The organism is Variovorax sp. S12S4 (assembly GCF_023195515.1).
In the GTDB taxonomy this organism is placed as follows: domain Bacteria; phylum Pseudomonadota; class Gammaproteobacteria; order Burkholderiales; family Burkholderiaceae_C; genus Variovorax.
This window is the reverse complement of record NZ_JALPKR020000002.1, coordinates 131,261-143,502: the sequence shown is the minus strand read 5'-3', so window position 1 is coordinate 143,502 and position 12,242 is coordinate 131,261. Positions and strand designations below refer to the sequence as shown.

General features: G+C 67.1%; 17 protein-coding genes. 11 read left to right on the top strand and 6 right to left on the bottom strand.

All coding sequences use genetic code 11. The features are described from left to right. The first annotated feature begins 13 nt into the window (after nucleotides 1-13). Nucleotides 14-1,312, top strand: a complete 1,299-nt coding sequence (locus M0765_RS01065) for an MFS transporter (protein ID WP_258501493.1) — start codon at nucleotides 14-16, stop codon at nucleotides 1,310-1,312. Between the two features lie 12 nt (nucleotides 1,313-1,324). Here M0765_RS01065 and M0765_RS01060 read toward each other — a convergent pair whose 3' ends face one another. Genes M0765_RS01060 through M0765_RS01050 form a run of 3 tightly spaced genes read right to left on the bottom strand, consistent with a single transcriptional unit; the run spans nucleotide 1,325 to nucleotide 2,036 of the window. Beyond that, entirely contained in the window at nucleotides 1,325-1,606 is a 282-nt protein-coding gene (locus M0765_RS01060) for a 2Fe-2S iron-sulfur cluster-binding protein (protein ID WP_258501491.1), read from the bottom strand. After that, nucleotides 1,603-1,890 carry a VF530 family protein gene (locus M0765_RS01055; protein ID WP_258501490.1) on the bottom strand — a complete coding sequence of 96 codons (288 nt, stop codon included), beginning with the start codon at nucleotides 1,888-1,890 and terminating at the stop codon, nucleotides 1,603-1,605. The genes M0765_RS01060 and M0765_RS01055 overlap by 4 nt, the downstream gene beginning before the upstream one ends. Then, complete coding sequence (locus M0765_RS01050; RefSeq protein WP_164547877.1) at nucleotides 1,887-2,036, bottom strand: hypothetical protein; 150 nt, start codon at nucleotides 2,034-2,036, stop codon at nucleotides 1,887-1,889. Before M0765_RS01050 ends, M0765_RS01055 begins: the two co-directional genes overlap by 4 nt. Nucleotides 2,037-2,129: 93 nt before the next feature. On the opposite strand from M0765_RS01050, the gene M0765_RS01045 reads away from it, so the two are divergent. Both M0765_RS01045 and M0765_RS01040 read left to right on the top strand, forming a co-directional pair. Next, nucleotides 2,130-2,648, top strand: coding sequence for a GNAT family N-acetyltransferase (locus tag M0765_RS01045; RefSeq protein ID WP_258501488.1), 519 nt, complete (start codon nucleotides 2,130-2,132; stop codon nucleotides 2,646-2,648). An 84-nt stretch (nucleotides 2,649-2,732) separates the two neighbouring features. Further along, nucleotides 2,733-3,632, top strand: a complete 900-nt coding sequence (locus M0765_RS01040; RefSeq protein ID WP_258501487.1) for a DUF808 domain-containing protein — start codon at nucleotides 2,733-2,735, stop codon at nucleotides 3,630-3,632. Between the two features lie 18 nt (nucleotides 3,633-3,650). Here M0765_RS01040 and M0765_RS01035 read toward each other — a convergent pair whose 3' ends face one another. Beyond that, on the bottom strand, nucleotides 3,651-3,857 hold the full coding sequence (locus M0765_RS01035) for a hypothetical protein (protein WP_126746166.1): 207 nt from the start codon (nucleotides 3,855-3,857) through the stop codon (nucleotides 3,651-3,653). A gap of 94 nt (nucleotides 3,858-3,951) precedes the next feature. Between M0765_RS01035 and M0765_RS01030 the strand changes: the two genes are divergently transcribed. The 3 genes from M0765_RS01030 (at nucleotide 3,952) to M0765_RS01020 (ending at nucleotide 5,630) form a co-directional block, all read left to right on the top strand. Then, complete coding sequence (locus M0765_RS01030; protein WP_126746165.1) at nucleotides 3,952-4,224, top strand: DUF2164 domain-containing protein; 273 nt, start codon at nucleotides 3,952-3,954, stop codon at nucleotides 4,222-4,224. 127 nt (nucleotides 4,225-4,351) lie between these two features. Then, nucleotides 4,352-4,774, top strand: a complete 423-nt coding sequence (locus M0765_RS01025) for a hypothetical protein (protein WP_126746164.1) — start codon at nucleotides 4,352-4,354, stop codon at nucleotides 4,772-4,774. 58 nt (nucleotides 4,775-4,832) lie between these two features. After that, nucleotides 4,833-5,630, top strand: coding sequence for an enoyl-CoA hydratase/isomerase family protein (locus M0765_RS01020; protein ID WP_258501485.1), 798 nt, complete (start codon nucleotides 4,833-4,835; stop codon nucleotides 5,628-5,630). Here the strand turns inward: M0765_RS01020 and M0765_RS01015 are convergent, their stop codons facing one another. After that, entirely contained in the window at nucleotides 5,631-6,287 is a 657-nt protein-coding gene (locus M0765_RS01015) for a glutathione S-transferase (protein ID WP_258501484.1), read from the bottom strand. Between the two features lie 105 nt (nucleotides 6,288-6,392). On the opposite strand from M0765_RS01015, the gene zigA reads away from it, so the two are divergent. After that, a complete protein-coding gene (gene zigA, locus M0765_RS01010; RefSeq protein WP_258501483.1) occupies nucleotides 6,393-7,586 on the top strand; it encodes a zinc metallochaperone GTPase ZigA in 1,194 nt (397 codons plus the stop codon). Between the two features lie 14 nt (nucleotides 7,587-7,600). Here the strand turns inward: zigA and M0765_RS01005 are convergent, their stop codons facing one another. Continuing rightward, nucleotides 7,601-8,083: a Fur family transcriptional regulator gene (locus M0765_RS01005; protein WP_258501482.1), complete on the bottom strand. Its 483-nt coding sequence runs from the start codon at nucleotides 8,081-8,083 to the stop codon at nucleotides 7,601-7,603. Nucleotides 8,084-8,191: 108 nt separating this feature from the next. Between M0765_RS01005 and M0765_RS01000 the strand changes: the two genes are divergently transcribed. The 4 genes from M0765_RS01000 (at nucleotide 8,192) to M0765_RS00985 (ending at nucleotide 12,211) form a co-directional block, all read left to right on the top strand. Then, on the top strand, nucleotides 8,192-8,857 hold the full coding sequence (locus M0765_RS01000; RefSeq protein ID WP_258501481.1) for an alpha/beta hydrolase: 666 nt from the start codon (nucleotides 8,192-8,194) through the stop codon (nucleotides 8,855-8,857). Between the two features lie 183 nt (nucleotides 8,858-9,040). Further along, complete coding sequence (gene gshA, locus M0765_RS00995; protein ID WP_258501479.1) at nucleotides 9,041-10,597, top strand: glutamate--cysteine ligase; 1,557 nt, start codon at nucleotides 9,041-9,043, stop codon at nucleotides 10,595-10,597. A 191-nt stretch (nucleotides 10,598-10,788) separates the two neighbouring features. Continuing rightward, a complete protein-coding gene (locus M0765_RS00990; RefSeq protein WP_258508080.1) occupies nucleotides 10,789-11,169 on the top strand; it encodes a response regulator in 381 nt (126 codons plus the stop codon). Between the two features lie 118 nt (nucleotides 11,170-11,287). Next, nucleotides 11,288-12,211, top strand: coding sequence for an SDR family NAD(P)-dependent oxidoreductase (locus tag M0765_RS00985; RefSeq protein ID WP_258501478.1), 924 nt, complete (start codon nucleotides 11,288-11,290; stop codon nucleotides 12,209-12,211). The last annotated feature ends 31 nt before the right edge of the window (nucleotides 12,212-12,242 follow it).

Sequence of the window (12,242 nt, the reverse complement as noted above, 5' to 3'; positions counted from 1 at the left end):
TATCCTCGAACGAATGTCCGGCCCCGCTTCTCCTGCCTCTCCTTCTCCCATTTCCGCCGCCGTTCCCGCGCCTCCGAGCTTTTCCCAACTCAGGCGCGAGCGTCCGTTCATGCAGTTGTGGGTGGCGCGGCTTTTCGGCACCGCGGCGTCGCAGATGCTGCTGGTGGCCATCGGCTGGCACATGTACGAGCTCACCGGCAGTGCCTGGGACCTTGGCCTGGTCGGCCTCTATCAATTCGTTCCCGCATTGCTGCTGGCGCTGCTGGCCGGCCACGTGGTCGACCGCCGCCATCGCGGCCGCATCGTGGCGGCCTGCTTTGCGGTGCAGGGGGTGGTGGCGCTGGTGCTCCTGCTCGCGGTGGCGCAGGGTTTCGATACGCGCGGCCTGCTGCTGGGCTTGTCGCTGGTGCTCGGCGCGGTGCGTGCCTTCCAGATGCCGGCGCAGCAGGCGCTGACGCCGCTCTTGGTGCCGCCCACCATGCTGCCGCGGGCCATGGCGTTCAGTTCGGCCGGCATGCAGGGCGCGATCATCGGCGGGCCGGCGCTCGGCGGCCTGTTGTTCGTGGCGGGCATGGCGGTGGTGTACGGCGCAAGCGTGCTGTGCTTTGCCATTGCCTGCGTGCTGGTGCTGCGGCTGCGCTATGCCCATACCCCGGCAGCGCGCGAGCCGGTCACGCTGGCCACGGTGTTCGCGGGGGTCAATTTCATCTGGAGGCGCAAGCCCGTGCTCGGCGCCGTGTCGCTCGATCTTTTCGCGGTGCTGCTGGGTGGCGCCGTGGCGCTGCTGCCCATCTACGCCAAGGACATCCTGCACACGGGGCCATGGGGCCTCGGGCTGCTGCGCAGCGCGCCCGCCGCGGGTGCGCTCGTGATGTCGATTGCGCTCACGCGCCGGCCCATCGAGCGCCACATCGGCCGCACCCTGCTGATCGCCGTCGGGCTCTTCGGGCTGTGCATGGTGGTGTTCGGCATTTCGCGCAGCTTCGTCGTTTCGCTGATTGCGCTGGCGGTGTCCGGCGGGGCCGACATGGTCAACGTGGTGATCCGGCAGACGCTCGTGCAGCTCGAAACGCCCGACGCCATGCGAGGCCGGGTGAGCGCGGTCAATTCGATCTTCATCGGCGCCAGCAACCAGCTGGGCGAGTTCGAATCCGGCGCCACGGCTGCGCTGCTGGGGCCGGTGGGCTCGGTGGTGCTGGGCGGCGTGGGAACGATGATGGTGGCGCTGGGCTGGTTCAAGCTGTTCCCATCGCTCGCGCAGCGCGACCGTCTGGTGGTCGCGGCGCCGGCTCAGGCCGTCAAGCAAGGCTGAACAGGTCGGCTCTCAGAACACCGAGAACGCCTTGGGCGCATCGATCGAAAGATCGCTCTGCGCCTCGGCCACGCAGGGCAGTATCCAGCCCTCGGCCTTTTCCTCGGCGCTCAGGCCGGGCCATTCGACGGTGTGGCGTATCGAGCCCGACAGCAGCTGGCAGATGCAGGTGCGGCAGGTGCCGTTGCGGCAGGAGCTCGGCATTTCGATGCCGGCCGCCTCGGCCGCCTTCAGGAGCGTGGTGCCGGTCTCGGCCTCGAAACCAAGGCCCGAAGGTTCGAGCCGAACCCTCATCGCTGCGGGGATTGTTGCTGTTGCTGCTGCTCGCGGCGCTGTTCGCGCAGCATGAAGAGATAAAGGCTTTCGACCTTCTCGCGCGCCCACGGCGTCTTGCGCAGAAACTTGAGGCTGGAGCCCACGCTCGGCTCGAAGGTGAAGCAGCGGATGGGAACGAGATGGCCGAGCTGTTCCCAGCCGTAGTAGTCGGCCAGCGCCGTGACGATGGCTTCCAGCGTGAGCCCGTGCAACGGGTTCCGCGGCTGGGCCGGCTTGGCGGGCGCTGGCTTTTCGTCGGTCACTTGTTCTTGAGCTTGCCGCGCGGAATGACCGCGGTGGTGATCGTGCGGACCGGCTCGATCCCGCCAGTGCCCGCGGGCTTGGGCGGCGAAGTGTCCTTCTTCGGTTTCTTGGCTTCCTTGTTCGCGCGTTGTTGACCCTTGGCCATATCTACCTCCTGTTGATGTGTGTCTGGTGCGTGTGCAACAAGCAGTTTAGCGGTGCGGCGACAATACGCGGTTCCATTTGATTTTCCGCATTCATGTCAGATTACGAAGTTCGCCCCGCCACGATGCGCGACGCCAAGGCCGTCGCCGAAGTCCACACCCTGGCCGCCCAGGCTGCCTACCAGGGCATCCTGCCCGAGGAAGAGCTGCGCACGCTGGCCCCCGCCACCCGCGAGGCCAAGTGGCGCGAAGCCATCGAGTTCAGCGAGCCGCAGGTGCAGGTGGCGGTGCTGGGCGGCGAAATCGTCGGCTTCGTCGGCTTCGACCGCTCGCGCGATCCCAAGACGCCTTCCACCGCGGGCGAGATCTGGGCCCTTTATGTCAAGCCCGAGCATTGGGGCAAGGGCCTGGGCGTGGCGCTTTGGGACGCCGCCCGCGAGGGCCTTGAGGAAGAAGGCTGCACCACCGTGACCGCGTGGGTGCCGATTCGCAACGACCGCGCCATGCGCTTTTTCGAGCTTGCCGGTTTCAAGCGCGAAATGAAGACCGCCAAGACCACGGCGCTCGGCACGGTGCGCGTCGAAGAAATCCGCCTCAAGCGCAACGTCGTCTGACGCGCCTGCCGCGTACGGGTATTGCCGGCGCGGGCCGCGGTTGCGGCTAAGCTCGCCGATTCTTTTTTTACACCGACCATTGCCATGGCCACCAGCCTGCTTCTGCTGCTCGACGACATCGCCACCGTTCTGGACGACGTCTCGATCCTCACCAAGGTAGCCGCCAAGAAAACGGCCGGCGTTCTGGGCGACGACCTCGCGCTCAATGCGCAGCAGGTTTCGGGCGTCAAGGCCGACCGCGAGCTGCCGGTGGTCTGGGCGGTGTGCAAGGGCTCGTTCGTCAACAAGCTCATCCTGGTGCCCGCGGCACTGGCCATCGGCACCTGGCTGCCCTGGCTGGTCACGCCGCTGCTGATGATCGGCGGCGCGTTCCTGTGCTTCGAAGGCTGCGAGAAGCTGGCCCACAAGTTCCTGCACAAGAAAGAGCATGAAGCCGACACGGCGCGCCACGAGCGGGCGGTGGCCGACGAGACCATCGACGTGGTTGCCGTCGAAAAGGACAAGATCAAGGGCGCGGTGCGCACCGACTTCATTCTTTCGGCGGAGATCATCGCCATCACGCTGGGCACCGTTCAGGGCCAGCCCTTCGTCACGCAGTTCACCGTGCTCGCGGGCATTGCGCTCATCATGACCGTGGGCGTCTACGGCTTGGTGGCGGGCATCGTCAAGCTCGACGACGCGGGCCTTTACCTTAGCCAGCAGGCCAGCAAGGCCGCGCAGGCCCTGGGCCGCGGCATCCTGGTTGCGGCGCCCTGGCTCATGAAGGGGCTGTCGATTGCGGGCACCGCCGCCATGTTCCTCGTGGGCGGCGGCATCCTGGTGCACGGCGTTCCCGCGTTCGGCCATGCGGTCGAACACTGGGCCGAAGCCACCGGCGGTGTGTTCGGCGCACTCGGATCGATGGGCGTGAACGCGGGTGTCGGCCTTGTTGCCGGCGCCGTGGTGCTTGCGGTGGTCGAGCTCATCAAGAAGCTCCGCCGCTGAGCGCGGCGCGGCTTTTTACTAGCGCCGCGCCTTGGCGCGCTGCACCAGGTCGACCACGATCAGCGCCACGCCCAGCGCAAGGGCGAACCAGCCGACCACCGACGCGCCCGCCACCATCTCGAACCAGCGCGTGCCTTGCAGGAAGCGCGGCCCCAGCAGCACGGCGGCGCCGATCAATACGCAAAGAATGCCGCGTTCGAGCGTGCGGAGTTGTCTTGAAGCCATGGTGTCGTGAGTCGCTGGTGAAGATCGGCAGGTGCGCCATTGTCGCAAGACGAATGCGCTGCAGAATCGAACGGCAAAACCCCCAAGGAACCGCATGACCATCGAGATCGCCAAGGAAGCACGGCAACAGGCCATCGCGTCGATCGAACGCTACTTCCGCGAGAACATGGAAGAGCCGATCGGCAACATCGCCGCCGGCGCGCTGCTCGGCTTCTTTCTCGAGGAAGTCGGGCCCATCGTCTACAACAAGGCGGTGGCCGACGTGCAGGAGCGCCTGCAGGCTCGCATCTCGGAGGTCGACCTCGAAGTGCACGAAGACGAGTTCCAGTACTGGCGCAAGTTCGACCGGCAGAAAAAGGGCAAGTGACCGGGGCGTCTGGAGCGAGCGAATGCGCCAGCGGGCGTTGTGCAGGGGCGACGCGGGCGTGGCCCGCAGGGGGGCGGCTTTCCATGAGCATACACATGGTTACGCCGCCACTGCAAAATGGGAACCCATGCAATACAACCGCGCGCCCATCTTCTCCAGGTTTTCGCTGCTGCGCAGCTTCGCTGCCGTGCCGCTTGCGCTGGCCGCAACCCTTGCCGCCGCACAGCCTGATCCTTCGGGTTTCCCGCTGGAAGCCGTGGGCTATCTCAACGAGGAACTGCCCCGCATGGAGGCCGCCATCGCGGCCCGCGACCGCAGCTTTTTCCACGGCGCCACCGCCCGCGTGGTGCAGTTCTCCGAGCGCTGGGGCTTCAAGGCCCAGGCCAACCCCGACCTGGCGAAATACCCGATGTGCACCGAGGCCGTGATGGACTACGCGGTGGTCGGCATGTGCAAGCTCAACCCCTCGGGCGACGTGTGCGAGCCCGGGCTGGCACCGCGCTTCGAAGCCAACGTGCAGCGCTGCCGCGAGCTTGCCGCGCGAAAATAGCGTTCCCGTCTTTCGACGAAAAAGAAAATCCCCGCACGCATGCGGGGCGGAGACACGCATGGACTACACCCGCTACCAGACCCTTGCCATCACGCGCCGCGGCATCCACGATGCGGTGCTCGACATCCAGATGCGTGCGGCCAACGGCAAGCTGCCCACGGCCGGCCATGACGGCCACCGCGAGCTTGCCGAAATCTGGCGCGACCTGGCGGTCGACGACACGGTGCGCTGCGCGGTGCTGCGGGGCGAAGGGCTCGGCTTTTCCGGCGGCGGCGACCTGGCCATGGTGCAAGACATGACCACCGACGACGCGGTGCGCCAGCGTGTGTGGAAAGAAGCGCGCGACCTCGTCTACAACATCATCAACTGCGACAAGCCGATCGTCAGCGCCATGCACGGCCCGGCCGTGGGCGCCGGGCTGGTGGCGGGGCTGCTGGCCGATATTTCCATTGCGAGCAAGGGCGCGAAGATCGTCGACGGCCACACGCGCCTGGGCGTGGCGGCGGGCGACCATGCGGCCATCGTCTGGCCGCTCTTGTGCGGCATGGCCAAGGCCAAGTACCACCTGCTGCTGTGCGAGCCGGTGAGCGGCGAGGAGGCCGAGCGCATCGGCCTGGTGTCGCTCGCGGTGGACGAGGCCGACCTGCTGCCGCGCGCCTATGAAGTGGCTGACCGGCTGGCGGCCGGCAGCCAGAGCGCGATTCGCCTCACCAAGTACGCGCTCAACAACTGGCTGCGCCAGGCCGGGCCGACGTTCGACGCCTCGCTGGCGCTCGAATTCATGGGCTTTGCCGGTGCCGACGTGCGCGAGGGCGTGGCCTCGCTGCGCGAACGGCGGGCGCCGAACTTCGGCTGATCAGGCGGGCGGGTAGGCGACGCCGGCCGCGCCCGATACCCACGGCGAGTACTTCCGCATCGCGCGCTCGAACAGTTGCGACCCGGTCCAACCCGCGAGCCAGCTGCGCAGCTGCGGCCAGGGCTGGCTTTCGAACCATGCGGGATCGACCATCGCGAACTGCCGCACGAAGGGCATGACGGCGGCATCGGCCAACGTGGCCCGCGTGCCGAAAAGCTGGGAACCGGCGGCAAGCCTTGCCTCGAGCTGCGAAAGAAACCGGGAGCCGCTTTCGCATGCGTTCTCCGGCAATTCGCTGAACCGCCCCGGGTATTTGTAGCGGTCGAGCTGCGGCTTGAAGTCGTTGTCGCAGGTGGCGATGAGCGCGAGCATGTCGTCGAGCGTGCCCGCCTCGGGTTCGAGCCAGCGCAGCGGGTCGTTGCGGCGCAGGGCCCACAGCATGATGTCGAGGCTTTGCTCCAGCACCGCCGCCTCGGGCAGCACCAGCACGGGCACCGTGCCCTTGGGCGATGCGGCGAGCATCTCGGCGGGCTTGTTCTTCAAGACCACTTCGCGCAGTTCGCACGGCTCGCCGCTGGCGGCCAGCGCCAGGCGGGCGCGCATTGCGTACGGGCAACGGCGAAAGCTGTAGAGAACGGGGAGGCTCGGGTGTTGCATCGAAGACAGGAGTCTATGCGGGGCCGGGAATTGCTGCTCGGATTAAACGCAACATGGTTGCAATGCTTCATATAATGCAATTCTGTTGCATATAAAGCCACGCCCATGAACCAACGCCTTCCCGTTACCGTGCTGTCCGGCTTTCTCGGCGCCGGCAAGACCACGCTGCTCAACCACATCCTGCACAACCGCGAGGGGCGGCGCGTGGCGGTCATCGTCAACGACATGAGCGAGGTCAACATCGACGCAGCGCTGGTGCGGGGCGGTGGCGCCCAGCTTTCGCGCACCGACGAGAAGCTGGTCGAGATGAGCAACGGCTGCATCTGCTGCACGCTGCGCGAAGACCTGCTCATCGAGGTGAGCCGGCTCGCGAAGGAAGGGCGCTTCGACCAGCTCGTGATCGAATCGACCGGCATCTCGGAGCCGCTGCCGGTGGCCGAGACCTTCACCTTTGCCGGCGAAGACGGCAAGAGCCTGGCCGACGTGGCGCGGCTGGACACCATGGTGACGGTGGTCGATGCCTTCAACTTTCTGCGCGACTACGGCTCGCCCGACAGCCTGGGCGAGCGCGGCCAGTCGCTCGGCGATGAAGACACGCGCACCGTGGTCGACCTGCTGATCGAGCAGATCGAGTTCTGCGACGTGCTGGTGGTCAACAAGACCGATCTCGTCACCGCTGAAGAGCGCGGCCGCCTGATGGCCATTCTGCGCAGCCTCAACCCACGTGCGCGCATCGAGACGTCGGAGTTCGGCCGCGTTGCGCTCGACCGCGTGCTGGACACGGGCCTGTTCAATTTCGAGCAGGCCGAGCAGGCACCCGGCTGGCTGGCCGAACTCCGCGGCGAGCATTCGCCCGAGAGCGACACCTACGGCATTCGCAGCTTCGTGTACCGCGCGCGGCTGCCGTTTCATCCGCAGCGCTTCTGGGACCTGGTGCAAGGCGAGTGGGAGGGCGTGGTGCGCTCCAAGGGGTTCTTCTGGCTTGCAAGCCGGGCCACGCGCGCGGGCTCCTGGTCGCAAGCCGGCGGCGCCTGCCGCTATGGCGTGGCCGGCCTGTGGTGGGCCGCGGTGCCACGCGAACACTGGCCCGTCGATGAAGAAGCGTTGGAGATCATCCGCAAGAACTGGGATCCGGCCACCGGCGATGCGCGGCAGGAGCTGGTGCTGATCGGCATTGGAATGGACGAAGCCGACCTGCGCGCGCGACTCGATGCCTGCCTTCTGACCGAGAGCGAAATGCGCTACGGCGCTTCGTGGTGGGCGAACCTTCCGGACCCTTTTCCGTCCTGGAACGTGTAGCCGCCCTGCAGAGCTCAGCCCCTGCAATCTCCGCAGGTGCCGTGCAGCGTGAGCGCGGTATGGCGCGTGTCGATGCCTTGCTTGCGCAGTTCGCGGCCCAGCCGGCTCATCACCTTGGGCAGTTCCGGGTCCGAAGGCAGCGCCAGCACCTTGTGGCACTGGTCGCACTCGAATATGTTGCCTGAAGCGGCTTCCACATGGCGTGCAAAGCGGTTGATGCGGTCCGCGCCCACGCGGCGGTCGCACAGGCCGGCTTCGACGAGGCGGTCGAGCACGCGGTAGATCGTCACGCGGTCGGGCGGGGCTCCGGTGGCGCCGGTGTAGGCGGCAACCACGTCGTCGTGCGTCAGGGGCTGCGGGGCGCGTTCCAGCAGGTCCAGCACGGTTTGCGCGGCGCGCGTCACGCGCAGGCCGCTGCTGCGCAGCAGGGCTTCACTGCCTGATGCCGCGGCGGCTACGGCGGCGGCGGCGAGGGAGGGCTTGGGGTGTGGGCTCATGGGTTTTGCGTGAACCGCCATTGTGTTGCATTCCGTGAGACCGCGCCCCGGCCGGCCCGAATGCGCTAAGGTCTGGTTTTTGGCGTCTCTGAATACCTTCTACCGACCATGTCCCGCTCCCCGATCGAAATCGAAACCGCTCCCCATCCCACCGCCACGGTGATCGTGATGCACGGCCTTGGCGCCGATGGAAACGACTTCGTGCCGATTGCCAACGAACTCGACCTGTCGAGCGTGGGCCCCGTGCGCTTCGTGTTCCCGAATGCGCCGGTGATCCCGGTCACCATCAACGGCGGCTACCAGATGCCGGCGTGGTACGACATTGCGGTGGCCGACCTGGCCGCGCGCGAAGACGAGGCGGGCCTTCGCCGCTCGCAGGCCACCATCGAAACGCTCATTGCCAACGAGAAAGCCCGCGGCATCAAGGCCGAGCGCATCGTGGTGGCCGGTTTCTCCCAAGGCTGCGCCATGGCGCTGATGACCGGCCTGCGCCATACGGAGCGGCTGGCGGGCATCGTCGGCCTCTCGGGCTACCTGCCCATTGCGGCCACCACCGCGGCGGAGCGCCATGCGGCCAACCACGAAACCCCGGTTTTCCTGGCCCATGGCCGGCAAGACCCGGTGGTGCCGTTCGACAGGGCGCTGATGTCGCGCGACGCGCTCACCGCGCTGGGCTACACCGTGGAGTGGCATGAATACCCGATGGCGCATTCGGTCTGCATGGAAGAAATTGCCGACCTGAACCGGTTTTTGCTGCGCGTGCTGGCGGCATAACGCGGCGCCCTGCGACTGGCTCCAGCCTCCCATCCGGCCACTTCGAAAGCGCAAGCCCCATGAACCCTGCTAGCAAAACGATAGCAGTGGCCAGCATAGCGGAAGGAGGGATTCCCTGCACGAGCAGTGCCCGCGCGGGCGTGCTACCTTCCAGCCCCTCAGAAGATCGACGGGTATAACAATATGAGCAGCAGATTGCAGGAGAGGTTGGGTGCGCTCTCAACCGCGAGGTTGAAGGGGATGCGGCGCGGCATCGAGAAAGAAAGCCTGCGCGCCCTGCCGGACGGCAAACTCGCGCTCACACCGCATCCGATTGCGCTCGGATCGGCGCTCACCCATCCGCACATCACCACCGACTTCAGCGAATCGCAGCTCGAGCTCATCACGGGCGTGCATGCCAATGTGGAGTCGGCGCTCGATGAGTTGACCCGCGTGCACCAGTTCACCTACCGCGTGCTCGACTCGCTCGGCGACGAGCGCCTGTGGGTGTCGAGCATGCCCTGCGGCCTGCCGACGGACGAGACCATTCCCATCGGGCGCTACGGCTCCTCCAACGTGGGGCGCGCCAAGAGCGTCTACCGCATGGGCCTGAGCCACCGCTACGGGCGGCGCATGCAGACCATTTCGGGCATTCACTACAACTGGTCGCTGCCCGATGTGTCCAGCGAACAGTATTTCGCGCTCATCCGCAATTTCCGGCGCCACGCCTTCCTGCTGCTCTACCTGTTCGGCGCTTCGCCGGCGCTGTGTTCGAGCTTTGTCGCGGGCCGCCCGCACGAGCTCCAGCCGCTGGGCGACGGCAGCATGTTCATGCCGCATGGCACCTCGCTGCGCATGGGGCGCCTGGGCTATCAGAGCGACGCGCAGGCCTCGCTGGCCGTGAGCTACAACAGCCTCGAAGGTTATGGCGCCTCGCTGCAGGACGCACTCACGCGCCCCTGGCCGGCCTACGAAGCCATTGGCATCCGCAACCTGGGCGGCGACTACAACCAGCTTGCCACCAGCCTGCTGCAGATCGAGAACGAGTTCTACGGCACCATCCGCCCCAAGCGCGTGATCAACCCCGGCGAGCGCCCGCTGCATGCGCTGCGCGAGCGCGGCGTCGAATACGTCGAGGTGCGGCTGATGGACCTCGACCCCTTCGAGCCGGTGGGCATCAACGCGCAGACGATGCGCTTCATCGATGTGTTCCTGCTGCAGTGCCTGCTGAGCGACAGCCCGGCCGACACCCCGCAGGAAATTGCCGAGCTGGCCCACAACCAGCACCTCACCGCCGCGCGCGGGCGCGAGCCGGGCCTGCACCTGCTGCGGGGCGGGCGCGAAGTGGCGCTGGCCGACTGGGGCATCGAACTGGTGGAGCAGTGCCTGCCCATTGCCGCCGCGCTCGACGCCGCGAACGGCGGCACGCACCATGCCGACGCGGTGCAAGCGGCGCTTGCCGCCCTGCAAAACCCGGACAGCCTGCCTTCGGCTCGCGTCTTGGCGGCGGTGGAGCAACGCCACGGCAACTCGTTCATCGGCTTCATTCGCGCGCAGTCCGAGCAGACTCGCGCGGCGCTTCTGGCCCTGCCGTTCCCGCCCGAGCAGCAGGCTGAGTTCGAGCGCATGACCGAAGAATCGATCCAGGAGCAAAAGCGCATCGAGGCCGCCGACACCATGCCCTTCGAGATCTATCGCGAGCAGTACGTGTCGCCGGCTCGCCTGGGGCTCGGCCGTGGGCGGATGGCCGTCGCGGCCTGACCGGCTGGCTGTCCTACGCGTCTCACCAGGGTGCAGCCCGCCTGACGACAGGCGCGGGCGCCTATGGCCTACAGGCATTGGCCTGCATGACTCACCGCGCGCGCCGCCGCGCCGGAGACCATGGGCAGCATGCACCCCGCAAGCAGCAACAGATTCGTATTCCGGCCCGTGGCTCGGCCGGAGATCCCGGCATGAGCTTCAAGGCCTATCTTGTCGAGGACAGCGCCCTCATCCGTGAAAACCTCGTCGGCTTTCTGCACGACGTGGCCGATGCGGACGTGGTGGCCTGCGCCAGCAGCGAGGAAGAGGCGGTGCGCTGGCTGCGCCAGCATCGCAACGAGTGGGACCTGACCATCGTCGATCTTTTCCTGGAGCGCGGCAACGGCCTCGGCGTGGTGAGGGCCTGCCGCGACCGCATGGCCGGCCAGAAAGTCGTGGTGCTGAGCAACTACGCCACCTCCGACATGCGCCAGCGCTCCGCCCAACTGGGCGCCGATGCCTTCTTCGACAAATCGGCCGAGCTCGACCAGTTGGTGGCCTACTGCGAAACGCTGCGTCACGCGCGTGACTGAGCGCGCACGCGGCCGCTCGCGCCGGCGTGCTTTTCTAGGGTAAAACGCCACGCGGCCGCCAGCGGCGGCCATCGGCTACACCCCCATTCCCCACGGAAAGAAAGCAAGAGAGCAAGAGATGACCCAAAGCACCATCGACTTCAAGGGCCGAGTGGCCATCGTGACCGGCGCGGGCGGCGGCCTCGGCCGGCAGCATGCGCTGGCCCTGGCGGCGCGCGGGGCCAAGGTGCTGGTCAACGACCTGGGCGGCGCGGCGGACGGTTCCGGCGGCTCGGTGAGCGCCGCGCAAGCCGTGGTGGACGAGATCAAGGCCGCGGGCGGCGAGGCCATGGCCAACGGCGCCTCGGTGACCGACTTCGAGGCGGTGCAGGCGATGGTGCAGCAGGCCGTCGATGCCTGGGGCCGGGTCGACATCCTGGTCAACAACGCCGGCATCCTGCGCGACAAGAGCTTTGCCAAGATGGACCTTGCCGACTTCAAGCTGGTGGTCGACGTGCACCTGATGGGCGCGGTGAACTGCACCAAGGCCGTCTGGGCGCTCATGAACGAGCAGAAATACGGCCGCATCGTGATGACCACCTCGTCTTCCGGGCTCTACGGCAACTTCGGCCAGAGCAACTACGGCGCCGCCAAGCTCGCGCTGGTGGGGCTCATGCAAACGCTGAGCATCGAAGGCGCCAAGAACGACATCCGCGTCAATTGCCTGGCGCCCACCGCGGCCACGCGGATGACCGAGGGCCTGATGCCGAAGGAAGTGCTCGAAGCCCTCAAGCCCGAGGCGGTGGTGCCCGCCATGCTGGTGCTGGCCTCCGCCGACGCGCCGAACCGCACCATTCTTTGCGCTGGCGCAGGCACCTTCGAGGCCGCGCACATCACCCTTACGCAGGGCGCCTGGCTGGGCATCGGCGCGGACACGCCCGAGCAACTGGCCGCGCGGCTTGCCGAGGTGACCTCGCGCGAGGGCGAGATCGTGCCCCAGAGCGGTTCGGCCCAGGGCAGCAACGAAGTGGGCAAGGCCATGGCCAACGCGGGCAAGGGCTGACGCAACCTGTTCACGGCGCTTGACCTAGAGT

Bases quoted from the DNA above. Each gene is read 5' to 3' on its own strand.
- M0765_RS01065 (WP_258501493.1), top strand. From the start codon at position 14: ATGTCCGGCCCCGCTTCTCCTGCCTCTCCTTCTCCCATTTCCGCCGCC.
- M0765_RS01060 (WP_258501491.1), bottom strand. From the start codon at position 1,606: ATGAGGGTTCGGCTCGAACCTTCGGGCCTTGGTTTCGAGGCCGAGACC.
- M0765_RS01050 (WP_164547877.1), bottom strand. From the start codon at position 2,036: ATGGCCAAGGGTCAACAACGCGCGAACAAGGAAGCCAAGAAACCGAAG.
- M0765_RS01045 (WP_258501488.1), top strand. From the start codon at position 2,130: ATGTCAGATTACGAAGTTCGCCCCGCCACGATGCGCGACGCCAAGGCC.
- M0765_RS01040 (WP_258501487.1), top strand. From the start codon at position 2,733: ATGGCCACCAGCCTGCTTCTGCTGCTCGACGACATCGCCACCGTTCTG.
- M0765_RS01035 (WP_126746166.1), bottom strand. From the start codon at position 3,857: ATGGCTTCAAGACAACTCCGCACGCTCGAACGCGGCATTCTTTGCGTA.
- M0765_RS01030 (WP_126746165.1), top strand. From the start codon at position 3,952: ATGACCATCGAGATCGCCAAGGAAGCACGGCAACAGGCCATCGCGTCG.
- M0765_RS01025 (WP_126746164.1), top strand. From the start codon at position 4,352: ATGCAATACAACCGCGCGCCCATCTTCTCCAGGTTTTCGCTGCTGCGC.
- M0765_RS01020 (WP_258501485.1), top strand. From the start codon at position 4,833: ATGGACTACACCCGCTACCAGACCCTTGCCATCACGCGCCGCGGCATC.
- M0765_RS01015 (WP_258501484.1), bottom strand. From the start codon at position 6,287: ATGCAACACCCGAGCCTCCCCGTTCTCTACAGCTTTCGCCGTTGCCCG.
- zigA (WP_258501483.1), top strand. From the start codon at position 6,393: ATGAACCAACGCCTTCCCGTTACCGTGCTGTCCGGCTTTCTCGGCGCC.
- M0765_RS01005 (WP_258501482.1), bottom strand. From the start codon at position 8,083: ATGAGCCCACACCCCAAGCCCTCCCTCGCCGCCGCCGCCGTAGCCGCC.
- M0765_RS01000 (WP_258501481.1), top strand. From the start codon at position 8,192: ATGTCCCGCTCCCCGATCGAAATCGAAACCGCTCCCCATCCCACCGCC.
- gshA (WP_258501479.1), top strand. From the start codon at position 9,041: ATGAGCAGCAGATTGCAGGAGAGGTTGGGTGCGCTCTCAACCGCGAGG.
- M0765_RS00990 (WP_258508080.1), top strand. From the start codon at position 10,789: ATGAGCTTCAAGGCCTATCTTGTCGAGGACAGCGCCCTCATCCGTGAA.
- M0765_RS00985 (WP_258501478.1), top strand. From the start codon at position 11,288: ATGACCCAAAGCACCATCGACTTCAAGGGCCGAGTGGCCATCGTGACC.